Source organism: Cupriavidus sp. H18C2, assembly GCF_049393795.1.
GTDB classification, from domain to species: domain Bacteria; phylum Pseudomonadota; class Gammaproteobacteria; order Burkholderiales; family Burkholderiaceae; genus Cupriavidus; species Cupriavidus pauculus_C.
In genome coordinates, this window is sequence record NZ_CP186010.1 from 865,625 (window position 1) to 888,005 (window position 22,381).

Below are 22,381 nucleotides of genomic sequence, written 5' to 3' on the forward strand. Positions count from 1 at the left end.
TCCTGTGTAGCGGAAAGCCGGCCGAGTGCCGGCTTTTTGCTTTTTAGTCCTCCGGGCTGTCCATCGTAGTTAGACGGTGGACTTCCTCCAAGCTCAACAATATGAGCCGCAGCCCGACGCCAGATGCGACTGGTCTTGGCGCCGCCTCAACGGTGTATCCGCAGCGGGCTAAGACGGCTCGCCAACCCTACACCTGCTCCCCCCGTCGCCTCTCATTCCCCAGCGCCTCGTAATGCGCCCGCTTGGCCGCGTACATCCGATGGTCGGCCAGCTTGACCGTGTCGGTCAGGCGGTCGCCCTGGGTGCACGTGGCGGCGCCGATCGAGAACGACAGGCGGGCACCCGGGTAGAACTGGTTGTTCAGGCCGACCACTTCCTCGATCTGCTCGACGACGGTGGCGGCGCCGCGTTCGTCGCGGCCCGGTAGCAGGACCATGAACTCGTCGCCGCCGATGCGGGCGACGCAGGCCTGTTCGCCCACGGCCTTCTTCAGGACTTCGCCGGTGCGGCGCAGCAGCGCGTCGCCGTCGCCGTGGCCGAACTGGTCGTTGATGACCTTCAGGCCGTTCAGGTCCAGCGCCACCACGCTCACGGGCCACGGGCCCTTGCGGCCCAGCCGGGCCAGTTCATCCTCGTAGTAGGCGCGGTTGTAGAGCTTGGTCAGCACGTCGTGCTTGCCCAGGAATTCCACGTACGCTTCGGCCTTCTTGCGGGCCGTGATGTCGGTCAGCGACACCAGCACCTGGTCCCAGTCGGCCTCGCGCCCCGGGAACACCGACCACTGCATGAAGACGTCGACCGAGCGGCCGTCCAGCGCGTAGTTGATGACTTCGCGCTGCTGCCACAGCTTCTCGTGCCACAGGTCCACGAGTTGTTCGGCGAAGTGGATGCGCATGTCGTCGCGAAAGACGTCGCCCAGGCGCGACAGCAGGATCTCCTTGCTCGGCGCGCCGAACATCGTCAGCGTCTGCTGGTTGACGTCGAGCACGCGAATCTCCTGCATGCAGCGCGACACAAAGTCTGGATGGACGTTCAGGAACGTGCGGAAATCGGTGATGCCGGCGGCGCGCACCTCGTCCAGCAGCATCTTCACGGCGCTGAAGTCTTCCACCCACAGCGACACCGGCGAATGTTCGAACAATCCCACCGCGTACTGCTGCGCGCGGCGCAGTTCGCGCTCGGTGCGCATGCGCGCGGTGATGTCCTCGATAGACAGCAGCACGCGCGACCAGTCGTCCTCGTGGCCCGGCATGATGCTGGCGTCGAGCCGGATGTCCAGCCGCTCGCCGTCGAGCGTGTAGTTGACGGTCTGGCTGGTGAAGTGCCGGCCGCCGTCCCAGAGCTGGCCCAGTTCCTCCACGTGCTGGTCGAACATGTCGTCGCGGAACACGCTGTCGAGGTTGCCGACCAGATGGTCGACGTCCCGCGCGCGGAACAGGTCCAGCGTGCGCTGGTTGACGTCGAGCACGCGGATCAGCGCCGAGCAGCGTGCCACCTCGGCCGGGTGGTCGCGCAGATGGCGGCGCAGGTCGGTCACCCCGTCGGCCCGCAGCTGTTCGAACGCCAGGCGCACCGCGCTGAAGTCCTCCAGCCACAGCGACACCGGCGCCAGCTGGAACAGCGTCTGATAGTCGTTGACGAGCGGCGATGCCGCGGGTGCGTGCCCCAAAGTCGTTCTCCCTGTTTTTGTGACGGATGGCGTACCGCGCAATAGGCCAATAGGATAGGCGAGCGCCGTGCCGATTTGGGAAAAATAAGGGAAAAACGATGCGCCCGCGCGGGCCTTAGCCCGCCAGGCGGCGCGCTGCGGCGGCCACGGTATCAAGCGCCTGTTCCAGCGCGGGCGTGCGGAGGTTGCCGCAGTTGAGCCGCAGGAAATGGTTGAAGCGGTTCGAGTTCGAGAACATCGCGCCGGGCATCACGCGGATGCCGTCGCCCAGCACCTGTTCGAACACGGTTTCGGACGACACGTTGCCCGGCATTTCCACCCAGAGGTGCAGCCCGCCGCGCGGCAGCGTCAGCCGCGTGCCGGCCGGGAACGTGGCCGCCACCTTCTGCGCCACCCATTCGCGCTGCACGCGTAGCTGCGTGCGCAGGCGTCGCAGGTGGCGGTCGAAGGCGCCGGTGCCCATGTACTCGGCCACGGCAATCTGGGTCAGCATCTCGTTCGGGCGCGACAGCCCGAACTTCAGCATTTCCACGCGCGCCTGCCAGCGGCCGGCGGTGATCCAGCCCAGCCGCATGCCGGGCGCCAGCACCTTGTGCAGCGACGCGCAATGGATCACGCTGCCGGTGGTGTCCCACGACTTGGCGGCCGGCAGCGGCGTGTCGTCGTCGATGGTGGCCGAGCAGCAGTCGTCCTCGATCATGGCGATGCCCCGCGCCGCGCACCACGCCACCAGCCGCTGCTTGTGCGCGTCGGGCATCACGCAGCCCAGCGGGTTCTGCAGGTTCGGCACCACGCAGACGGCCTTGATGTTGGCGTAGGTCTGCGCGGCCAGCTCCAGCGCCTCCAGCGAGATGCCGGTCTGCGGGCTGCATGGGATTTCCAGCGCGCGCATGCCCAGGCTCTCCAGGATCTGCAACAGACCGTAATAGGTGGGCGATTCCACCGCGATCACGTCGCCCGGGCCGGCCACGGCGCGCAGCGCCAGCGTCAGTGCCTCGGTGGCGCCGTGGGTGACGACGATTTCCTCGGGCGAGACGTTGATGTGCGACCGCAGCGCATGCCGGGCCAGCGCGGCACGGAAGGCCGGATGGCCGTCGGCGTCGACCGAGGTGCCGAACAGCTCGGGATACTTGCGCAGCGCGCGCTGGGCCGCGTTGCGCAGCGCATCGGTCGGATACAGCTCCGGCGCCCCGCAGGCGCCGCCCAGGTTGATCCGATGGTGCTTGCTGCGCGCCAGGATCGCGGAGATCCGCTGGTGGATGCCCACGTACTGCGCGGGATCGGGCAGCCCCGGCGCCGGTTCCTCGATGGGCGCCAGCGCGGGCCGGGCCGGCGCGCAGACGAAGTAGCCGGAGCGCGGGCGAGCTTCCAGCAGGCCGGCGGCCTCCAGTTCGCGGCACGCCTGCAGCGCCGTGGACAGACTCACGTCGTGCAGCCCCATCAGCGCGCGCACCGACGGCATGCGGTCGCCCGGCGTCAGCGTGCCCGACGTGATGGCCTGTCGATAGTGGCCGGCCAGCCGCTGGTAGAGCGGGGCGGCGGCGGTGTGGAGCGGGTCGGGCATGGTGGCGGACATGGCGCAATCTTCGCGCGCGGGCGAGATCCGGAACAGATACAGATGGGCGGCCGCTGTATCGTAACAGCGCCAGGGTTTCGCATCTGTTCCGGTTGCGGCGGCGAGCCCTTGTGCCTGTTGGCGAAACAGGCCGGCCGATACGCTGGAGGCACGATTTTCCATCGCCCAAGGAGTGCCGCCATGAACCGCCTGCATCACTTTCCCGGAGACGTCCAGGACGTCAGCCTGTCAGCCGACCAGTGCCTCAATCTGCACCTGGGCAGCGGCGCCGTGGTGCACGTCGTGTCGGGCCGCGTGGCCGTGTCCGATGCGCCGCGCTGGCTGGGCGGGCAGGTCTTCCAGTGGCCATGCGACCTGCGCGCCGGGGGCGTCTGCGTGATCGACGCGGCCGGCTGGCACCGCATCGTCGCGCAGGGGCCGTCGCGGCTGCGCATCATGGTGCCGGCGGCGCGCCCAGGGCTGTGGCGGCTGATAAAATCCCGCTTCGGCCGTTCTGGCCTCCTGCTGGGCGACTCCCGGCCACCAGACATCCAGGCCGCAGAAGAATCGGTACCCCATGCTACGTCTCAGTGAAGTCAAACTGCCGCTCGACCATACCGAGGGCGATCTAGAGGCTGCCGTGCGCAGCCACCTGGCCCAGATCGGGGTCAAGGGCGACGGCCTCGTCGGATTCAAGGTCTTCCGCCGCGCGCACGACGCCCGCAAGCGCGACGACATCAAGCTCACCTACATCATCGACATCGAAGTCCGCGACGAGGCCGCCGCGCGCCAGCGCATGGAGCGCAAGCCGAACTGGAGCGTGACGCCGGACATGACGTACCGCTTCGTGGCGCGTGCCTCCGAGAGCGGCCCGAAGACCCGCCCCGTGGTGATCGGCCTGGGGCCGTGCGGGCTGCTGGCCGGCCTGCTGCTGGCGCAGATGGGCTTCCGCCCGATCATCCTGGAACGCGGCAAGGAAGTGCGCGAACGTACCAAGGACACGTTCGGGCTCTGGCGCAAGAGCGTGCTGAATCCGGAGTCGAACGTGCAGTTTGGCGAAGGCGGCGCGGGCACGTTCTCGGACGGCAAGCTGTACAGCCAGATCAAGGACCCGAAGCACTACGGGCGCAAGGTGCTGGACGAGTTCGTGCGCGCGGGCGCGCCCGAGGACATCCTGTTCAAGGCGCGGCCGCACATCGGCACGTTCCGGCTCGTGAGCATGGTCGAGAAGATGCGCGCCGAGATGCTGGCGCTGGGGGCCGAGATCCGCTTCGAGACCCGCGTGGACGATATCGACATCGACGGCGGCCAGGTGCGCGGCCTGAAGCTGTCCACCGGCGACTACCTGCCGTGCGACCACGTGATCCTTGCCGTGGGCCACAGCGCGCGCGACACGTTCGAGATGCTGCACGGGCGCGGCGTGTTCATGGAAGCCAAGCCGTTCTCGCTGGGGTTCCGGATCGAGCATCCGCAGGGCCTGATCAACCGCAGCCGCTTTGGCAAGTTCGCCGGCAACAAGCTGCTGGGCGCGGCCGACTACAAGGTGGTGCACCACGCCAGCAACGGCCGGGCGGTCTACAGCTTCTGCATGTGTCCGGGCGGCACGGTGGTGGCGGCCGCGTCCGAGCCGGGGCGGCTGGTGACCAACGGCATGAGCCAGTACTACCGCGCCGAGCGCAACGCCAATGCGGGCATCGTGGTGGGCATCACGCCCGAGCAGGACTACCCGGGCGGCCCGCTGGCGGGCATCGCGTTCCAGCGCAAGTGGGAAGAGCGCGCGTTCGTGCTGGGTGGCGGCGACTATCGCGCGCCGGGCCAGCTGGTTGGCGATTTCCTGGCGGGGCGGCCGTCGACATCGCTGGGCAGCGTGGAGCCGTCCTACAAGCCCGGCGTGACGCCGACGGACCTGAGCACGTCGCTGCCTGACTACGTGATCGACGCGATCCGCGAGGCACTGCCCCAGATCGACCGCAAGATCGCCGGGTTTGCGATGCACGACGCGGTGCTGACGGGCGTGGAAACGCGCACGTCGTCGCCGCTGCGCATCGAGCGCAATCGCGACGACTACCAGAGCATCAACGTGCGCGGCCTGTACCCGGCCGGCGAGGGCGCCGGCTACGCAGGCGGCATCTATTCGGCGGCGATCGACGGCATCGAGGTGGCGGAAGCCGTCGCGCTGCAGATCGCCAGCGGCCAATGAGCGCGACCGGGCAGGGCGGCCAGCGGCCCGAAGACGGCGAGGTCATCGCGGCCGTGCGGCACTGGCTGGCGCGTGCAGTGATCGGCCTGAACCTGTGCCCGTTCGCCAAGAGCGTGTACGTGAAGGACCAGGTGCGGTACGTGGTCAGCCAGGCATCCGACGACGCGGACGTGTTCGACGACCTGGAGCGCGAACTGCGCCTGCTGGCCGCGGCCGATCCGGCGCAGGTGGACACCACGCTGCTGATCGTGCCGCATGGCCTGGCCGATTTCCTGGCCTACAACGACTTCCTGTATTTCGCGGACCGGCTGCTCGGCAGCCTGAAGCTGGAAGGCACGCTGCAGATTGCCAGCTTCCACCCGCAGTACCAGTTCGACGGCACCGGGCCCGACGACATCGAGAACTACACGAACCGCGCGCCGTACCCGATCCTGCACCTGCTGCGCGAGGACAGCATCGCGCGGGCGGCCGAAGCCTTTCCCGAGGCCGAGGACATCTACGAGCGCAACATGGAAACGCTGCGCCAGCTTGGCCACGCCGGCTGGCTCAGGTGGATGGCGGGCAAGAGCGACCTGTAGCCGCCCCGCCCGGTGCGGCGGGCGGCGCGGGGTCAGGCGGGCGTGAAGAAGCGCTCGCCCAGTTCCTCGATGCCGACCGATTCCAGCACCTGCTTCAGGCGCTCGGCCGGACGCCGGCGCGGCAGGTCCTTGTACTGCGCGATGATCAGCTCGTTCTTCATCGAATGTTCCCAGCCGACCAGCTCGGTCACGCTGACCTGGTAGCCATGCGCTTCGAGCTGCAGGCAGCGCAGCACGTTGGTCAGCTGGCTGCCGAACTCGCGCGTATGCAGCGGGTGGCGCCAGATTTCCGTCATCGGATTGCCGGCCAGCAGCCGGCCCTTGTGCTTGCGCAGCACGCTGGCCACCTCGGCCTGGCAGCACGGCACCAGCACGATGTGCTGGGCGTGCTTGGCCAGCGCGAAGCGGATGGCGTCGTCGGTGGCCGTATTGCAGGCATGCAGCGCGGTGACCACGTCCACGGTGGCGGGCAGCGCCGGCGAGGTGATCGAATCCGCCACCGACAGGTTCAGGAACGACATCCCCGGAAAGCCCAGCCGGCTGGCCAGCGCCTGGGAGCTGGCCACCAGTTCCTCGCGGGTCTCGATGCCGAAGATGTGCGAATCGTCGTGCAGGTCCTTGAAGAACAGGTCGTAGAGGATGAAGCCCAGGTAGGACTTGCCGGCGCCATGGTCCACCAGCGCCACGGACCCCTTCGCGTCCTTCACCTCGCGCAGCAGCGGCTCGATGAACTGGAACAGGTGGTAGACCTGCTTGAGCTTGCGGCGGCTGTCCTGGTTCATCTTGCCGTCGCGCGTCAGGATATGGAGTTCCTTGAGCAGTTCGACGGACTGGCCGGGACGGACTTCGTATGGGCTGGACATCTGGGGATTTTGGGGATTCTGGGATCCCGGGCGCTTCGGAAAGGGCGTCAGTTTACCGAAAACGCCGGTCCCCTACTTTTGTGGGCTAAAGCTCACTCGCATTTCTGCCGTTGACCACTGGATACGACAAGCAGGGTTGGCGCAAGTACGGACGTCCTGGCGGAAGGACGCGCGGGGCATAAACCCCGGCCGGCGGGCACCACGCTGCAACCAGAAAGCGGGGAGCCATGAACGCGGACGTGGGATTACGGCTGGAACTCAACCAGCCGGGAGATCAGGTAAGGGCTTGCTTTACGCCGGAAACGGGGCGGCGGCCGCCGGACCGGACGGCGCTGGAGGCGTCGCTGGCCGAGCACGGCTGGCTAGGCGCCCGGCTGGACCAGGGCGCCGTGACCGGCTTCCTGACCCAGTGCCAGCTCACCGATCGCGAGATCGACGCGGTGATCGGCAATGTGCTGGACGGTGCCTTCGAACTGGAAATGACCGGCGACAAGCTGCAACTGCTGCTGACGCTGATGCCGCCCGAGGGCGGCCGTCCGATCGAGGAAGCCGACATCGCGGCCGCCGCGGCGTCGATGGGCGTGGTGGCGCTGCTCGATTCGGCCGCCATCCGCGTGGCGCTGGAAGCGGGCGGCTGCGAGGGCCGCGAGATTGCCCGCGGCGTGGCGCCGGTGCAGGGCGAGCCCGCCCGGTTCGACAGCCTCGTGCAGCAGCGCCGGCCCGCGCAGGCGGAAAACGAGGACGAGCGGGTGGACCTGCGCGACCTCGGCAGCCTGCTGCTGGTGAATCCCGGCACCGCGCTGATGCGCCGCACGCCGGCCCGGCCCGGCAAGGACGGCATGGACCTGCTGGGCAAGCCGATCGCCGCCGAGCCGGTCATCGACACCCCCTACGCGCCGGACCTGACCGGCGTGGCCCCGGACCCGAACGACCCCAACCTGCTGCTGGCCGTCATCGCCGGGTCGCCGCGCGTGCTGCCCAATGGCGTGATCGTCAGCCCCGTGGTCGACGTGGACGCGGTGGACCTGCATTCGGGCAATGTCAATTTCGATGGCTCGCTGCGCGTGTCGGGCGACATCCTCACCGGCATGTCGGTCCGCGTGACCGGCGACGTGGTGGTGCAGGGCACGATCGAGGCGGCCCACGTGGAGGCCGGCGGCGACGTCATCGTCAAGGGCGGCATCATCGGCAGGGCCGAGACCGCGCATGGCGGCGACCCCAACGAGATTGCCAGCGTCCGCACCAAGGGTGCGGTGCATGCGCGCTATATCCAGAACGCCATCGTCGAGGCCGCCACCGAGGTGGTGGTGGAAAGCGGCATCCGGCAGAGCGACGTCTCGGCCGGGGAGCGCGTGGTGGTGGGCACGCCGACCGGGCAGGGCAGCATCAGCGGCGGCCGCACGCGCGCGCTGCAGTCGGTGAGCGTGGCCACGCTGGGCGCGCCGGCCGGCAGCGCCACGGCCGTGCAGGTGGGCCTGAACCCGTTTGCCGACGAGCAGAAGGCCGAGCTGGAGGCGCGGCGGCGCAGGGTGCTGGACGACCAGGCCAAGCTGCAGCAGCTGGTGGCGTTCTTCGCCAAGCATCCCGAGCGCGCCCAGGGCGACGTCCGCGAGAAGGCGCGCGCCACGATGTTCAAGATCAACAAGGACCTGTTCGAACTGGACGCCGAGATCGCGCGGCTGGCCGAGCAGATCAAGCCGTCCGACGATGCCGTGATCGCGGTGGGCCGCCGCATCCATGGCGGCGTGACGCTGCAGGTAGGGCACAAGGTGCTCAAGGTCATGGAGGACAAGACGGGCGGGCAGGTGCGCGTGATCGACGACCGGATCACGGTGACCTGACAACGGCGGGCCGGCCCGGTCCAGCCTCGATGGTCTGCCGATCCGACGGTCTCACGTTACGGTGCCCCGTGACACGTTACGCCGGCCGTAACATCGCGTGCGGTCCGCCCGGCATGGCCGGCAGTGCGCCGGCGCGGTCGGCCAAGGCCGGCCAGCCCCGGCGGGCCAAGGGGCCGCGGGCGCTGGCGGGTTCGCCATGGCTCGCGCCACGACCCTCCACAGCGGCCACAAACCGTCTGGCATGACGCTTGCAGAATCCCTGCATCCATACAAGATACGGGGAGATAGACCATGACCGCCATCGTGATCGACGACCAGCCGCTGGTCCGCCTGGGCATGCAGCGCCTGCTGGAACGCATGCCGGGCATCGGCGCTGTCCATGCCATCGACCCGGCCGACATCGTCGCACTCGCGCCCAGCCACGCGCCGGCCGTGGTGGTCTACGGCATGGCCGGGGACGTCAACGACAACTGGTACCTGCTGCGGCGCCTGACCGAGGCGCTGCCCAACGCGCGCATCCTGCTGCTGTCCGACAACATGTGGCTGCGCGTGCCGGCCGCGCTGGAGTCGCGCGGCGTGGTGGATTGCCTGCCCAAGACCGCGACGATCGAACGCATCGAGATGGCCGTGATGCAGATGGTCGGCAGCGACAGCCTCGTGCCGCTGCGCCGCGTGGCCGCCGACGCGTGGCAACTGCACCATCGGCCGGGCGCGATGTCTTGAGAGGGGGGCTCGGCGGCGTCGGCGTGCAGCTCGACGTCGTACTTCAGCCGGCCCGGTTGCGAAGCCCCAAAGCAAAAAGGGCAACCCGCCTGGGTTGCCCTTCCTACTTCAAGTGAATGGTGCCGGAGATAGGAGTCGAACCTACGACCTTCGCATTACGAATGCGCTGCTCTACCAACTGAGCTACACCGGCGAAACCTTGACTTGCGAAACCTGTTCCATCGTCGCGATTTACCGCGGTGATCCGTGCTGCTGCGGTGTTTTGCGGCGTCTGCAACGAATCGGATAGAGCCCGCAATACTATCAGCGCCTTCCAGTTTTGTGAAGCCCCTCGCGCAGATTTTTTACCGGATCTGGCGGCGCCGGGCTGGCTGGCGGGTGCTGCGGGTGTGGCTGGCGGCGATGTGTCCGCTGCAGCAACAGGCGTAAGGATCGCACGTGCCGCGCGGCGGGCTTGGATGGAAAAGGGGGCGAAGCCGCCCCCTGTTTCCGATTGACCGCGTGGTGCCGCGTCAGAACTTGTGGCGCAGGCCGGCCATCACGCCCACGCGGCTGCCGTGGCCGTAGAACGGCGTCTGGAAGGTCGGCTGCGCGCCGAGCGTGCGCCAGGCGTCGGTCAGCGTCGTGTAGTCGGCTTCCAGGTAGACGTCGGTGCGCTTGCTGAACGCGTAGTCCAGCATCAGCGCGCCGGTGAAGCGGTTGCCCGAATCGCCGCCGTGCTTCAGGTGGTCGTACGTGCCGATGGCGATCAGCGACCACGCCGGGTTGAACTGGTACTTGCCGCCCAGGTAGCCGGCCTGGTTCTTGTAGCCGGCGTTGTCGACGTTGCTGTTGGTGTAGCCGAGGTAGATCGTCGCGGGGCCGGCCGTGTAGGTGCCGCCCAGCGTCCAGACCTTCTGGTCGCTGGTGGGGACGGTCACGCCGTAGTAGCTCGTGCTGTCCTTCATGATCTGGTAGCCGCCCGCGACCATGAACGGGCCTGCGGCGTAGGTCAGGCTGCCGCCCGTCGACGACGACCGCGCCACGCTGCCCGGCTGCTCGCCGAACGCGTGCTGGGCCGCGATGGTGAAGCCGCCGAACTTGCCGGCGTACTTGATCATGTTGTCCTGGCGCACGCCGCCCGTGTAGTTGCCGCCCTGGAAGCCGACGATGGACAGGTTGGCCAGCGCCATCGCGTCGTAGCTGGCGATGACCTCGTGGATCACCGTGAACTGGCGGCCCAGCGTGACGGTGCCGAATTCGCCCTGCAGCCCGACGTACGCCTTGCGGCCGAACAGCCGGTTGCCCTGCAGGCTCTGGCCGGCGTCGGGCGAGAAGCCCGATTCGAGCACGAACAGCGCCTGGTAGCCGCGCCCCAGGTCTTCCACGCCGTACAGGCCCCAGCGGCTGCCGGTCAGCACGCCGTCGCTCATCTGGAGCTTGCCGTTGCCGGCGGCGCTTTCGTTGGTCGTATAGCGGATCGTGGTGTCGACGATGCCGTACAGCGTGACATTCGACTGGGCGTGGGCCGGTGCCGCGGCGCCGATGGCCGCCAGCGCGGCCGTGGTGACGAAGGGCGCAAGGGCTCGCTTCATGATGTTGGTCTCCATCCTGGCTCTGGTTTCGTTATTTGCTGCGGTAGACCGGTGCTGCATGCCGTGCTGCGTCTGTTGTGTCGACCTCGGGTGCCGCCTTCTGGAAAGCGGCAGGGCATGTGTCACCGGCGGGCATGGGTGGCGCGCGAGGATGTCTCCACGGCGCCGGGACATGCGGCGCGGCTGGCCTGGGAAAGGCAGGCAAACAGATCCGATGTCCTATGACATCGTACCTTACAGAAAAATAACGTAGCAAGACATACGACGAGACATTGGGTGGATCCACAACACTAGAGCCGATATTCCATCGACATTATCGCGAACCCTCAAACGCGGGTTTGCAGAATTAGGCAAATGCTTAGCTTGCATTGCAGCAAACGTTTGTCAGTTTCACGTAAGTTATTTAAAAGCAATGGAAAATCGACTCCCGGCGCGGCCTGCAGCGCCATTGCGCAGCAGGGCCTGGGCAGTCGGAATCCTGCTAACTCACTCATTTGAGTGAGGAAAAACCACGCGCCGGAAATCCAAGTCTGGATGTCTGCATCTTAAAACTTCTAGGGAATTTACTTAGGGAATCGCACCTTGACCGGAGAAGGGGAGACGATTAGATTCCAGTGGCGTTGTATGACAACAGATCAATTACTCCCTTTCCAGTCATTGGTGTGCCGATTTTCCGATCGCGCGCCGCTGTAGCCCGACACCATGTCTCAGACCTCCTCCCAAGACCCGCTCGACGGCGTCACCACCCGTTGCCATCGCATTCTCCTGACCGGTGCCGCCGGCAATCTGGGCAAGGTCCTGCGTGACCGGCTGAAGCGCTATGCCGACGTGGTGCGCGTGTCCGATATCGCCAACCTCGGCCAGGCCCGGGAGCAGGAAGAAGTCGTGCCGTGCGACCTGTCCGATGCGAAGGCCGTGCACGCGCTGCTGGAAGGGGTCGACGCGGTCGTGCATCTGGGCGGCGTATCGGTGGAGCGGCCGTTCGAGGAAATCCTGCCGGCCAACATCCAGGGCACCTACAACCTGTACGAGGCGGCCCGCCGCCAGGGCGTGCGCCGGATCGTGTTCGCCAGTTCGAACCACGTCATCGGCTACTACCGGCAGGGCGAAGTGCTGGACGCCGATACGCCGGCGCGGCCCGACGGCTACTACGGCGTCAGCAAGGCGTTCGGCGAGCAGCTGGCCAGCTTCTACAGCGACCGCTACGGCATCGACACCGTCGCGCTGCGCATCGGCTCGTCGTTCCCCGAAGCGAAGGACCGCCGCATGCTGGTCACGTGGCTCGGCTACGACGACCTGGAACAGCTCGTCAAGCGCGCCATCTTCGTGCCGAAGGTGGGCTTCCTGATCGTCTACGGCGCATCGGCCAACCGCGACAGCTGGTGGGACAACAGCAAGGCGGCCCGCCTGGGCTTCAGGCCCGTGGAGTCGTCCGAGCAGTTCCGCGCCAAGGTGGAATCGGTGCCGCCGCTGCCGGCCGACGACCCGGCCGGCTGGTACCAGGGCGGGGCCTTCGTCAAGGCCGGCCCGTTCGGGGACTGAGCGCCATGGCCGGCACCTACGAACGGATCGGCGACATGCGCTGCGGCGTGGGCGAAAGCCCCGTCTGGCACGCGGGCGAGGCGGCGCTGTACTGGACCGATATCCCCAATCGCACGCTGTGGCGCTTTGATCCGGCCAGCGGCGACACCAGGCACTGGGCCATCCCCGAGATGGCGGGCTGCATGGCGATGACGGCCGACGGCGGCTGGCTGCTGGCGATGGAGACCGGCCTGTTCCGCATTGGCAAGCTGGTGGCGGGACAACCGGCGCCGACGCCGCAGCCCGTGGCGGCCGTGCAGCACGCGCGCGGCGGCATGCGCTTCAACGATGGCCGCTGCGACCGCCAGGGCCGCTTCTGGGCCGGCACGATGGTGATGGACATGTCGCTGGCCGCCACCGACGGCAAGCTCTACCGCTACGACGCCCGCAGCGGCGCGCTGGACGTTGTCCGCGAGGACCTGATCACGCCCAACGGCCTGGCCTTCAGCCCCGACGGGCGCACGATGTACCTGTCCGATTCGCACCCGGCGCGGCAGGCGGTCTGGGCCTTCGACTACGACGTCGATACCGGCACGCCGGCCAACGGGCGCGTGTTCATCGACATGAACCGCTACCCGGGCCGCCCCGACGGCGCCGCGGTGGACCAGGACGGCGGCTACTGGATCTGCGGCAACGACGCCGGCCAGGTGCACCGCTTCACGCCGGATGGCCGCCTGGACCGCAGCCTGGCCGTGCCGTTCGCCAAGCCGGCCATGTGCGCGTTCGGTGGCAGCGGGCTGGACACGCTCTACGTCACGTCGATCCGCACCGACGACAGCGACCCGCTGTCCGGCGCCGTGGTGGCGCTGCGCCCCGGCGTGCGCGGCACCGCGGAGCCCGTGCTGCGCGACTGACCCGATTTCGCATCGCGCCCTCCGGGCCCGCGCCGGGCCAGGGGGCCGAACCTGTGTCGACTGATAACGAATAACTCTGGAGGCAATACACATGTTCCAACACCGCTCCCCGCGTACCCGCCTGGGTACCCTGATGGCCGCGCTGCTCGCCGCCGTGGCGCTGCCCACGGCCGTGCACGCCGTGGAATTCCGCTCGGCCGACATCCATCCCGACGACTACCCGACCGTCCAGGCCGTGCGCCACCTGGGCGACCTGCTCAAGCAGCGCTCCAACGGCAAGATGTCGGTCAAGGTGTTCGCGCAGGGCTCGCTGGGCAGCGAGAAGGACGCCATCGAGCAGACCAAGATCGGCGCGCTGTCGATGGTGCGCGTGAACTCGGCCGCGATGAACAACATCTGCGAGGCGACCATCGTCCCGACGATGCCCTTCCTGTTCCGCTCCACCGAGCACATGCGGCACGTGCTGGACGGCCCGGTGGGCGACGACATCCTGAAGTCGTGCGAGAAGAACGGCTTCATCGGCCTGGCCTGGTACGACAGCGGCTCGCGCTCGATGTACACCACCAAGCGCCCCATCAAGTCGCTGGCCGACGCCAAGGGCATGAAGATCCGCGTGCAGCAGTCGGACCTCTGGGTGTCGCTGCTGGAAGCCATGCACGCCAACGCCACGCCGATGCCCTGGGGCGAGGTCTACACCGCGCTGAAGACCGGCCTGGTCGACGGCGCCGAGAACAACTGGCCCAGCTACGAGAGCTCGCGCCAGTTCGAGGTGGCCAAGTACTACTCGCTGACCGAGCACTCGATGGCCCCGGAAATGCTGCTGTTCTCGAAGGTTGCGTGGGACCGCCTGTCGAAGGAAGACCAGGCGATGGTGCGCCAGGCCGCCAAGGATTCGGTGCCGTACATGCGCAAGCTGTGGGATGAGCGCGAGCAAAAGTCGCGCAAGCTGGTGGAGGCGTCGGGCGTGCAGATCATCCAGGTGGACAAGGCGTCGTTCCAGGCCGCGATGAAGCCCGTGTACGACCGCTTCATCACCAGCGCGCAGATGAAGGACCTCGTGCGCCGCGCGCAAGAGACGAAGTAACCGACGTACCCGCAGCAGGGAATCCATCATGCTTTCGCCATCCCCCACGCCGGCCGCGCCGGCGGAGGGCGCGCATGGCCCCGCCGACCCGGCGGTGGCCGCGCACGCCCATCCCTATACCCGCTTCTGTGCCGCGCTGGCCCGGGCCTGCCTGGGCCTGGGCGTCTTCGGCCTGGTGCTGCTCGTGATCGCGGTGCTCTACCAGGTCTTCGGGCGCTACGTGCTCAACGACACGCCCACCTGGGCCGAGTCCATCGCGATGCTGCTGGTGCTGTACGTGACCATGCTGGGCACGGCGGTGGGCGTGCGCGACGCGGGCCACATCGGCCTGGAGTCGCTGCTGGTGCTGCTGCCCGAGCGCCTGCGCATCAAGCTTGAACTGCTGATCCACACGCTGGTCGGCACGTTCGGCGCGGTCATGGCCTGGAACTGCGCGATCCTGGCGATGTCCGTGGCCGACTACAAGCTGCCCACGCTGGGCATTTCCGAAGGTTGGCGCTACCTGCCGCCGGTCATCGCCGGCGTGCTGATCGTGCTGTTCTCGATCGAACACATCATTGCAGTGCTGAAAGGCACGGAAGTGGAGCCGGCATGGCACTGATCATCCTCACCGTCTGCTTCTTCGGCTTCCTGATCCTCGGGGTGCCGGTCGCGTTCGCCATCGGGCTGTCGGCCGTGGCCACGATCCTCTACGAGGGCCTGCCGCTGGCCGTGGTGTTCCAGCAGATGACGTCGGGCATGAACGCGTTCTCGTTCCTGGCCATCCCGTTCTTCATCTTCGCGGGCGAACTGATGCTGTACGGCGGCATCGCGGACCGCATCGTCAACTTTGCCAAGTCGATGGCCGGCCATGTGCGCGGCGGGCTGGGCATGTCCAACGTGGTGGCGTGCACGCTGTTCGGCGGCGTGTCGGGGTCGCCCGTGGCGGATGTGTCGGCAATGGGCGCGGTGATGATCCCGATGATGAAGCGCGAGGGCTACCACGCCGACTACGCGGTCAACGTGACCACCCACGCGGCGCTGGTGGGCGCGCTGATGCCGACCAGCCACAACATGATCATCTACACGCTGGCGGCGGGCGGCAAGGTGTCCATCGCCGCGCTGATCCTGGCGGGCGTGCTGCCGGCGCTGATCCTGACGATCTGCAACCTGGCCGCCGCGTACTTCGTGGCGCGCAGCCGCGGCTACCCGTCGGGCACGTTCCCGGGCTGGCAGATCGTGGGCCATTCGCTGGCCGCCGCGCTTCCCGGGCTGTTCGTGGTGGTGCTGATCCTGGCCGGCATCCTGTCGGGCGTGTTCACGGCCACCGAGTCGGCCGCCGTGGCCGTGCTGTACGCGCTGACGCTGACCGTGTTCCTGTACCGCTCGCTGACCCGCGAGCAGTTCATCAAGGCCGCGGCCAAGGCGGTCAAGACGACCGGCGTGGTGCTGCTGCTGATCGGCATCTCGGCGACGTTCGGCTACATGATCAGCCTCTATGGCGTGGCCGAGCTGACCGGGCAGTTCCTGAGCTCGGTGTCCACCAGCCCGTGGGTGATCTTCCTGATGGTGAACGTGATGCTGTTCATCCTCGGCACCTTCCTGGACATGGCCGCCACGATCCTGATCTGCACGCCGATCTTCCTGCCGATCTGCATGCACTACGGCATGAGTCCGGTTCAGTTCGGCATGCTGATGCTGATCAACTGCGCGCTGGGCCTGAACACCCCGCCCGTGGGCACCACCCAGTTCGTCGGCTGCGCCATCGGCGGCGTCTCGGTGGGGCAGGTCATGCGCACGATCTGGCCGTTCTACGGCGCGCTGCTGGCGGCGCTGCTGCTGGTGACATACGTGCCGGCGTTCTCGCTGTGGCTGCCGGAGACGTTGCTGAAGTAGGAACGTACGCGTTCCCATTGTTGTCTCCCCTCTCCCGCTTGCGGGAGAGGGGCGGGGGGAGAGGGCCAGCGGATCAGATCGCGACATGTCGTGGATGGAACCGCCACGCCCTCTCCCCCAACCCCTCTCCCGGAGGGAGAGGGGAGCAACCCGTCGACGTTCGATCCGATATTGGGTAAGCCGCGCCGCGATTCACCACACGACCATGCCCAACCTCGTTCCAGGCCCCACCCACACCCTCACCGCCGCCCCCCACACCCTCACCATCGCCCCGTTCCTCGGCGGCCGCATGGCTACTCTGCGTACGGCCCGGGCCGATGGCACGGTGATCGACTGGCTGGCGCCGCTCGATGCCACGCAGGGGTTCGATGCGCATCAGTGGCCCAAGGCGGGCAGCTATCCGCTGCTGCCGTTCTCGAACCGGATCCGCGAGGGGCGCTTTCGCTGGCAGGGGCGCGACATCGTGGTGCCGGCCCATCCGGGGCAGGCCCATGCGATGCACGGCCTTGGCCACGCGCGGCCGTGGACCGTGGCTGAAGCCGGCGCCGACCAGCTCGTCATGACGCTGGCCCATGCCGGGCGCGATGGCGGCTGGCCGTGGGCGCTCACGGCGTGGCAGACGCTGCGGCTGTCGGCCACGGGGCTCGACGCCGAGCTGGCCATCCGCAACGATGGCGACTCCGACATGCCCGTGGGTGGCGGCTTTCATCCGTTCCTGGCGCGGGTGCCAGGGCTGCGCGTGCAGTTCGATGCCGCGTACGTCTGGCCGTCCGATGCGGGCGGCGTGGCCACGGGGCGCACGGCCGTGGCCGATGGCGAGCGCTTCCTGCGCGAGCGCGACCTGCCCGAGGGCGATTTCAGCCGCTACTACGGCGGCTGGAAGCGTACGGCGACGGTCAAGCGGCCGGACGGCGCCACGCTGACGATCCGCGCCGGCGAGGGGCTGGACCACCTGGTGCTGCACGCGCCGGCCGGCTGCGCGTTCTTCTGCCTGGAGCCGGTGTCGCACGTGGCCGATGCCGTCAACCTGGCGGCGCGCGGCTGGGAAGGCACGGGGTTGCGCACGCTGGCGCCGGGTGACACCGCGCGCTGGCGGATGCAGTGGCTGCTGGCCGCCTGACGGGCCTGACCCGCCAATGAAAACAGGGCGCCGAAGCGCCCTGTGTCGTGCTGCCGGGATGGTCGCCGGTCAGCCCTTGTCGGCCTCGCGGTGGTAGCGCGTCACGCGGTCCACCTCGTTCTTCGAGCCCAGGATCACCGATACGCGCTGGTGCAGCTTGGTCGGCGTCACGTCCAGGATGCGCTCCTGGCCATTGGTGGCCGCGCCGCCGGCTTGCTCGACCAGGAACGCCATCGGGTTGGCTTCGTACATCAGGCGCAGCTTGCCCGGCTTCTCGGGCTCGCGCTTGTCCCACGGGTACATGAAGATGCCGCCGCGCGTGAGGATGCGGTGCACGTCCGCCACCATCGACGCAATCCAGCGCATGTTGAAGTTCTTGCCGCGGGGGCCGTCTTCGCCCGCCAGGCATTCGTCGATGTACTGGCGCACCGGCGGGGCCCAGTGGCGCATGTTGGACATGTTGATCGCGAATTCCTTGGTGTCCTCCGGGATCTTCACGTCCGACTGCGTCAGCACGAAGCTGCCGGCCTCGCGGTCCAGCGTGAACATGTGCACGCCGTTGCCCACGGTCAGCACCAGCGTGGTCTGCGGGCCGTACACCGCGTACCCGGCGGCCACCTGGTGCGTGCCGGGCTGCAGGAAATCGCTCTCGGTCACGGTCTCGCCCGGCTTGTGCATGTGCAGCACCGAGAAGATCGTGCCGATCGACACGTTGACGTCGATGTTCGACGAGCCGTCCAGCGGATCGAACAGCAGCAGGTACTCGCCCTTCGGATAGCGGTTCGGGATCTCGTAGAACGAGTCCATTTCCTCGGACGCCATGGCCGCCAGGTGGCCGCCCCATTCGTTGGCGTCCAGCAGCACCTCGTTGGCGATCACGTCGAGCTTCTGCTGCGTCTCGCCCTGGACGTTGCCGGTGCCGGCCGACCCCAGCACGCCCGCGAGGGCGCCCTTGCTGACGGCGTTGGAAATGGCCTTGCAGGCGCGGGCAACCACCTCGATCAGCAGCCGTAGCTCGGGCTGGATCGTGTTGTGCTTGCGCTGCTCCTCGACCAGATAGCGGGTGAGGCTGATGCGTGTCATGGTGGGTTCTCCTTGGATGGCCGCCATTCTACAGGGCCAGCGCTGCGGACAGGCCGTTTTGGCCCGCCGCGCGCCTTAATCGGCCCATGTCCTGGTGCGGCGGCGCACCGAAGGGGACGGTCAGCTCGCCAGCGCCTTGCCGACGATCTCGCGCACGTCGCGCGACAGCGTGGGCGCGGCCGCCACCTGCTCCAGCGCCGCGCGCATGCGGTCGCGCAGCGGGATCTCGTACTTCTGCCAGCGGTCCATCACCCGGGCCAGCCGCGCGGCCACCTGCGGGTTGATCGCGTCCAGCGCCAGCACCTGCTCGGCCCAGAACGCGTAGCCGGAGCCGTCCTCGGCATGGAACTGGGCCGGGTTGCCCGAGCAGAAGCTGAAGATCAGCGAGCGGGCGCGGTTCGGGTTGCGCAGGTTGAACGCCGGGTGCGCCATCAGCGCGCGCACGGTGTCGATGGTGCGCTTGCCGGCGTGCGGGCCCACGTCGCCACGCTGCATGCCCTGGAGCGAGAACCACTTGTCGATCACCAGCGCGTCGCCCTCGAAGCGGCTGTAGAAGTCCGCCAGCGCGTGCTCGCGGCCCGGCGCGAAGCTGTTGACCAGCGCCGACAGCGCCGCGAAGCGGTCCGTCATGTTGTCGCTCTGCTGGTAGTGCTGGTCGGCCAGCGCCTGCATGTCGGCGTCGCCGGTGTCGGCCAGGTAGCCCAGCGCCAGGTTGCGCAGCGCGCGCCTGGCCATGGATTCGGCGTCGGGGTTGTAGGTGCCCGGCGTGGCGTTGGCGTGATAGGCGGCCAGCCATTCGGCCTTGAGCGCGCGGGCCAGACCCTCGCGCAGGAACAGCCGGGCGCGGTGGATGGCGGCCGGGTCGGCCACGCCCATGCGCTCGGCCAGGTACGCCTCGGCCGGCAGCATCAGCGCCTGTTCGCGGAACGCCGGATTCAGCGTGCCATCGGTCAGCACGGTGCGGAAGGCGGCCACCAGCCCGGTGTCGAGCTTCAGTTCGCGCCGGGCCTGGACGTCGGCCACCAGTTGCAGCAGCGCGCTCGTGGCCAGCCGCTGGCCGGCTTCCCAGCGGTTGAAGGCGTCGCTGTCGTGGGCCAGCAGGAACGTCAGCTCGGCATCGCTGTATTCGTAGTCGACGATGACCGGCGCCGAGAAATTGCGCAGCAGCGACGGCAGCGGCGCGCGGCCGCCCTTGGGCAGGCCGACGAAGCGGAAAGTCTGCTCGGCCTGCGTGAAATCGAGCACGCGCGTGGTGCCGGCCGGCTGCGGCTCGCCGTCGAGCTGCAGCGGCAGGTCGTTGCCCTCGGCGTCGATCAGGCCCAGCGCGAACGGGATGTGGAACGGCTGCTTGTCCGGGCTGCCGGCGCGGGTCTCGATGCCGACCTTCGGGCAGCGCTGCGTCAGCGTCAGCGTGAGCGCGCCGGCGGCGGCATCCCACTGGGTCCGGGCCGTCACCACCGGCGTGCCGGCCTGGCTGTACCACAGGCCGAACTGCTTCAGGTCGCGGCCGTTGGCGTCGGCCATGGCCGCGCGGAAGTCGTCGCAGGTCACGGCCTGGCCGTCGTGGCGCTGGAAGTACAGGTCCATGCCCTTGCGGAAGCCGTCGCGGCCCAGCAGGGTCTGGTACATCCGCACCACCTCGGCGCCTTTCTCGTAGACCGTGACCGTGTAGAAGTTGTTGATTTCCTCGTAGCTGTCCGGGCGCACCGGGTGGGCCATCGGGCCGGCGTCCTCGGGAAACTGCACCTGGCGCAGCACGCGGACGTCCTCGATGCGCTTGACGGCGCGGCCCGATTCGGACCCCATCATGTCGGCCGAGAACTCCTGGTCGCGGAAGACGGTCAGGCCCTCCTTGAGCGACAACTGGAACCAGTCGCGGCAGGTCACGCGGTTGCCGGTCCAGTTGTGGAAGTACTCGTGCGCCACGACCGACTCGATATTGGCAAAGTCGACGTCGGTGGCCGTCTGCGCGTTGGCCAGCACGTACTTGGTATTGAAGATGTTGAGGCCCTTGTTCTCCATCGCGCCCATGTTGAAGTCGCCCACGGCAACGATCATGAAGCGGTCCAGGTCCAGTTCCAGCCCGAAGCGGCGCTCGTCCCAGCGGATCGAGTGGATCAGCGAATCCATCGCGTGGCGGGTCTTGTCAAGGTCCTGCGGCTCCACCCAGACCTGCAGCAGCTTTTCCTTGCCCGAGGCCGAGACGATCGTCTCCTCGATCCGCTCCAGCTTGCCCGCCACCAGCGCGAACAGGTACGACGGCTTGCGGAACGGGTCTTCCCAGACCGCCTCGTGGCGGCCGTCGGGCAGGTCGCGCTGCGACAGCAGGTTGCCGTTGGACAGCAGCACGGGGTAAGCCGCGCGGTCGGCGCGCAGCGTCACGCGGTAGGTGGTCATCACGTCCGGGCGATCCAGGAAGTACGTGATGCGGCGAAAGCCCTCGGCCTCGCACTGGGTGAAGAAGTTGCCGTTGGAGACGTACAGGCCGGACAGCGTGGTATTAGCCGACGGGTCGATGGCGACGGTGATCTCCAGCGTGCCCTGCGCGGGCAGGCCGGTCAGCGTCAGCGTGCCGGCGTCGGCGCGGTAGGCCGTGAACGGCTGCCCGTCGAGCCGCACGCCCAGCAGTTCCAGCGCCTCGCCCGCCAGTGTCAGCGGCGCGTCGGCGGCGCCGGTGCGCTGCAGCTTCAGCGTGCTGGTGACGATGGTGCGCTGCGGATCGAGGTCGAGCACGAGGTCGACGTGGTCGATGGCAAACGCGGGCGGAGTATAGTCCTTGCGATAGACGGTAACGGGCGTGTCGGTACGCAGCATGGGGAGATCCTGTCGTCGGGTGACCGGGGGCGGCGGGCCGTGGCGGCCGGAGCCGGGCCCTGAAGCCCCCATTGTAGCCAAGGGGCATGCGGCCTGCGTCGGGCCGGCAGTGGCCCAGGGAATTTGGCGCGTCCGTCCCTGTCTCAGGAAACGTGACCGGACCAATAAGAAGAGGTATCGCGATGTGGCAAGCCGTGGCAAGCATGGGAAGACGGGGCGGGATGGGGTTGCTGGTGGCGCTGGGCGCCTTGTGGCTGTCGGGCTGCGCCAGCACCGTCACCACCGAGGTGACGGCGTTCCGCGATGCCGGCTGGAACAACGACCCGCCGCATACCTACGCCTTCGAGCGCACCCCGCAGCAGGAAGGCCAGCTCGACCGGCAGACCTACGAAGCGTGGCTGGCGCAGACGCTGGGCGGCATCGGCTTCGAACAGGTGCCGGCCCGGCAGGCGCGCTACCTGGTGACGATGGACTATGACGCAGCGCCCGGCTTTGTCCGCGTGGCCGAGACGGTCTATCCCGACCCGTGGTACGGCCCGTGGGGTCCCTACTGGGGCCCGTATGGCTACTACCGCCCGTGGGGCCCTTACGGCTGGGGGCCCGGCTACTGGCCGCCGCAGACCGTGGTGCGCGACGTGCCGGTGACGTTCTCGAACCTGCGCGTGTTCTTCAAGGACGCCGCCAGCGGCAAGCGCGTGTACCAGGTGACGGCCCGCAACACCACCGAGGGCGGCAATCTGACCGCCGTGATGCCGTACATGATCCGCAGCGCGTTTGCCGGCTTTCCGGGCGACAGCGGCCGCCCGCGGCGCGTGACGCTGGAGGTGGAGAAGGAAGCGAAATAAGCCGGCCGGCAGGGCAGCCAGCGCGGGCGCGCCGCAGCATTCGGCCCGCATGCATTCGTCGACATTCGTCCACCGGTTTGGTCCACCGGTGAGACGGACCTGAACCCTGCCGTGCGGTAAAA

General features: G+C 68.1%; 18 protein-coding genes and 1 tRNA gene. 12 read left to right on the forward strand and 7 right to left on the reverse strand.

From position 1 onward, the window contains the following. Positions 1–187 precede the first annotated feature (187 nt). Together EPAKOI_RS04165 and EPAKOI_RS04170 are read right to left on the reverse strand one after the other, a co-directional pair. On the reverse strand, positions 188–1,669 hold the full coding sequence (locus EPAKOI_RS04165) for a sensor domain-containing diguanylate cyclase (RefSeq protein ID WP_313835720.1): 1,482 nt from the start codon (positions 1,667–1,669) through the stop codon (positions 188–190). 115 nt (positions 1,670–1,784) lie between these two features. After that, a complete protein-coding gene (locus EPAKOI_RS04170) occupies positions 1,785–3,245 on the reverse strand; it encodes a PLP-dependent aminotransferase family protein (RefSeq protein ID WP_423193047.1) in 1,461 nt (486 codons plus the stop codon). 180 nt (positions 3,246–3,425) lie between these two features. On the opposite strand from EPAKOI_RS04170, the gene EPAKOI_RS04175 reads away from it, so the two are divergent. Genes EPAKOI_RS04175 through EPAKOI_RS04185 form a run of 3 tightly spaced genes read left to right on the forward strand, consistent with a single transcriptional unit; the run spans position 3,426 to position 6,002 of the window. Continuing rightward, positions 3,426–3,818, forward strand: coding sequence for a hypothetical protein (locus EPAKOI_RS04175; protein WP_423193048.1), 393 nt, complete (start codon positions 3,426–3,428; stop codon positions 3,816–3,818). After that, a complete protein-coding gene (locus tag EPAKOI_RS04180; RefSeq protein WP_423193049.1) occupies positions 3,802–5,424 on the forward strand; it encodes an NAD(P)/FAD-dependent oxidoreductase in 1,623 nt (540 codons plus the stop codon). The genes EPAKOI_RS04175 and EPAKOI_RS04180 overlap by 17 nt, the downstream gene beginning before the upstream one ends. Beyond that, entirely contained in the window at positions 5,421–6,002 is a 582-nt protein-coding gene (locus EPAKOI_RS04185) for a DUF1415 domain-containing protein (protein ID WP_423193050.1), read from the forward strand. The genes EPAKOI_RS04180 and EPAKOI_RS04185 overlap by 4 nt, the downstream gene beginning before the upstream one ends. A 32-nt stretch (positions 6,003–6,034) precedes the next feature. Here EPAKOI_RS04185 and EPAKOI_RS04190 read toward each other — a convergent pair whose 3' ends face one another. After that, a complete protein-coding gene (locus tag EPAKOI_RS04190; protein ID WP_124684924.1) occupies positions 6,035–6,865 on the reverse strand; it encodes a class I SAM-dependent methyltransferase in 831 nt (276 codons plus the stop codon). Positions 6,866–7,092: 227 nt separating this feature from the next. On the opposite strand from EPAKOI_RS04190, the gene EPAKOI_RS04195 reads away from it, so the two are divergent. Next, positions 7,093–8,706, forward strand: a complete 1,614-nt coding sequence (locus EPAKOI_RS04195) for a DUF342 domain-containing protein (protein WP_423193051.1) — start codon at positions 7,093–7,095, stop codon at positions 8,704–8,706. A 291-nt stretch (positions 8,707–8,997) separates the two neighbouring features. Continuing rightward, positions 8,998–9,429, forward strand: coding sequence for a DNA-binding response regulator (locus EPAKOI_RS04200; protein WP_313835734.1), 432 nt, complete (start codon positions 8,998–9,000; stop codon positions 9,427–9,429). Positions 9,430–9,546: 117 nt separating this feature from the next. On the opposite strand, the gene EPAKOI_RS04205 is transcribed toward EPAKOI_RS04200, so the two are convergent. Together EPAKOI_RS04205 and EPAKOI_RS04210 are read right to left on the reverse strand one after the other, a co-directional pair. After that, positions 9,547–9,622 (reverse strand) — tRNA-Thr (locus EPAKOI_RS04205). A gap of 319 nt (positions 9,623–9,941) precedes the next feature. Continuing rightward, the gene (locus EPAKOI_RS04210) at positions 9,942–11,003 is read right to left on the reverse strand and encodes a porin (RefSeq protein ID WP_313835735.1); all 1,062 of its coding nucleotides are present in this window, start codon (positions 11,001–11,003) and stop codon (positions 9,942–9,944) included. A gap of 702 nt (positions 11,004–11,705) precedes the next feature. On the opposite strand from EPAKOI_RS04210, the gene EPAKOI_RS04215 reads away from it, so the two are divergent. From EPAKOI_RS04215 to EPAKOI_RS04240, 6 genes are all read left to right on the forward strand, one after another. After that, positions 11,706–12,545, forward strand: coding sequence for an NAD-dependent epimerase/dehydratase family protein (locus EPAKOI_RS04215; RefSeq protein WP_423193052.1), 840 nt, complete (start codon positions 11,706–11,708; stop codon positions 12,543–12,545). Between the two features lie 5 nt (positions 12,546–12,550). Beyond that, positions 12,551–13,438 carry an SMP-30/gluconolactonase/LRE family protein gene (locus EPAKOI_RS04220; protein ID WP_124684919.1) on the forward strand — a complete coding sequence of 296 codons (888 nt, stop codon included), beginning with the start codon at positions 12,551–12,553 and terminating at the stop codon, positions 13,436–13,438. Positions 13,439–13,571: 133 nt separating this feature from the next. After that, positions 13,572–14,522, forward strand: a complete 951-nt coding sequence (locus EPAKOI_RS04225) for a TRAP transporter substrate-binding protein (RefSeq protein WP_124685166.1) — start codon at positions 13,572–13,574, stop codon at positions 14,520–14,522. A gap of 28 nt (positions 14,523–14,550) precedes the next feature. Then, entirely contained in the window at positions 14,551–15,123 is a 573-nt protein-coding gene (locus EPAKOI_RS04230) for a TRAP transporter small permease (RefSeq protein WP_423193053.1), read from the forward strand. Continuing rightward, positions 15,114–16,397, forward strand: a complete 1,284-nt coding sequence (locus EPAKOI_RS04235; RefSeq protein ID WP_124684917.1) for a TRAP transporter large permease — start codon at positions 15,114–15,116, stop codon at positions 16,395–16,397. The genes EPAKOI_RS04230 and EPAKOI_RS04235 overlap by 10 nt, the downstream gene beginning before the upstream one ends. Before the next feature lie 289 nt (positions 16,398–16,686). Beyond that, the gene (locus EPAKOI_RS04240) at positions 16,687–17,517 is read left to right on the forward strand and encodes an aldose 1-epimerase (RefSeq protein WP_423193054.1); all 831 of its coding nucleotides are present in this window, start codon (positions 16,687–16,689) and stop codon (positions 17,515–17,517) included. A gap of 69 nt (positions 17,518–17,586) precedes the next feature. Here EPAKOI_RS04240 and EPAKOI_RS04245 read toward each other — a convergent pair whose 3' ends face one another. Then, positions 17,587–18,600, reverse strand: coding sequence for a class 1 fructose-bisphosphatase (locus EPAKOI_RS04245; protein ID WP_124684915.1), 1,014 nt, complete (start codon positions 18,598–18,600; stop codon positions 17,587–17,589). A 120-nt stretch (positions 18,601–18,720) separates the two neighbouring features. Beyond that, positions 18,721–21,414 (reverse strand): aminopeptidase N, encoded by a 2,694-nt coding sequence (pepN, locus tag EPAKOI_RS04250; RefSeq protein WP_423193055.1) that lies wholly within the window; start codon positions 21,412–21,414, stop codon positions 18,721–18,723. A gap of 203 nt (positions 21,415–21,617) precedes the next feature. On the opposite strand from pepN, the gene EPAKOI_RS04255 reads away from it, so the two are divergent. Further along, positions 21,618–22,259, forward strand: coding sequence for a DUF4136 domain-containing protein (locus EPAKOI_RS04255; RefSeq protein WP_253699924.1), 642 nt, complete (start codon positions 21,618–21,620; stop codon positions 22,257–22,259). Positions 22,260–22,381 lie beyond the last annotated feature (122 nt).

What these genes read in the sequence shown, in the direction of transcription:
- EPAKOI_RS04195 (WP_423193051.1), top strand. Translation starts at nt 7,093, where the DNA reads ATGAACGCGGACGTGGGATTACGGCTGGAACTCAACCAGCCGGGAGAT.
- EPAKOI_RS04210 (WP_313835735.1), bottom strand. Translation starts at nt 11,003, where the DNA reads ATGAAGCGAGCCCTTGCGCCCTTCGTCACCACGGCCGCGCTGGCGGCC.
- EPAKOI_RS04180 (WP_423193049.1), top strand. Translation starts at nt 3,802, where the DNA reads ATGCTACGTCTCAGTGAAGTCAAACTGCCGCTCGACCATACCGAGGGC.
- pepN (WP_423193055.1), bottom strand. Translation starts at nt 21,414, where the DNA reads ATGCTGCGTACCGACACGCCCGTTACCGTCTATCGCAAGGACTATACT.
- EPAKOI_RS04215 (WP_423193052.1), top strand. Translation starts at nt 11,706, where the DNA reads ATGTCTCAGACCTCCTCCCAAGACCCGCTCGACGGCGTCACCACCCGT.
- EPAKOI_RS04200 (WP_313835734.1), top strand. Translation starts at nt 8,998, where the DNA reads ATGACCGCCATCGTGATCGACGACCAGCCGCTGGTCCGCCTGGGCATG.
- EPAKOI_RS04230 (WP_423193053.1), top strand. Translation starts at nt 14,551, where the DNA reads ATGCTTTCGCCATCCCCCACGCCGGCCGCGCCGGCGGAGGGCGCGCAT.
- EPAKOI_RS04220 (WP_124684919.1), top strand. Translation starts at nt 12,551, where the DNA reads ATGGCCGGCACCTACGAACGGATCGGCGACATGCGCTGCGGCGTGGGC.
- EPAKOI_RS04225 (WP_124685166.1), top strand. Translation starts at nt 13,572, where the DNA reads ATGGCCGCGCTGCTCGCCGCCGTGGCGCTGCCCACGGCCGTGCACGCC.
- EPAKOI_RS04175 (WP_423193048.1), top strand. Translation starts at nt 3,426, where the DNA reads ATGAACCGCCTGCATCACTTTCCCGGAGACGTCCAGGACGTCAGCCTG.
- EPAKOI_RS04170 (WP_423193047.1), bottom strand. Translation starts at nt 3,245, where the DNA reads ATGTCCGCCACCATGCCCGACCCGCTCCACACCGCCGCCGCCCCGCTC.
- EPAKOI_RS04245 (WP_124684915.1), bottom strand. Translation starts at nt 18,600, where the DNA reads ATGACACGCATCAGCCTCACCCGCTATCTGGTCGAGGAGCAGCGCAAG.
- EPAKOI_RS04190 (WP_124684924.1), bottom strand. Translation starts at nt 6,865, where the DNA reads ATGTCCAGCCCATACGAAGTCCGTCCCGGCCAGTCCGTCGAACTGCTC.
- EPAKOI_RS04185 (WP_423193050.1), top strand. Translation starts at nt 5,421, where the DNA reads ATGAGCGCGACCGGGCAGGGCGGCCAGCGGCCCGAAGACGGCGAGGTC.
- EPAKOI_RS04235 (WP_124684917.1), top strand. Translation starts at nt 15,114, where the DNA reads ATGGCACTGATCATCCTCACCGTCTGCTTCTTCGGCTTCCTGATCCTC.
- EPAKOI_RS04255 (WP_253699924.1), top strand. Translation starts at nt 21,618, where the DNA reads ATGGGAAGACGGGGCGGGATGGGGTTGCTGGTGGCGCTGGGCGCCTTG.
- EPAKOI_RS04240 (WP_423193054.1), top strand. Translation starts at nt 16,687, where the DNA reads ATGGCTACTCTGCGTACGGCCCGGGCCGATGGCACGGTGATCGACTGG.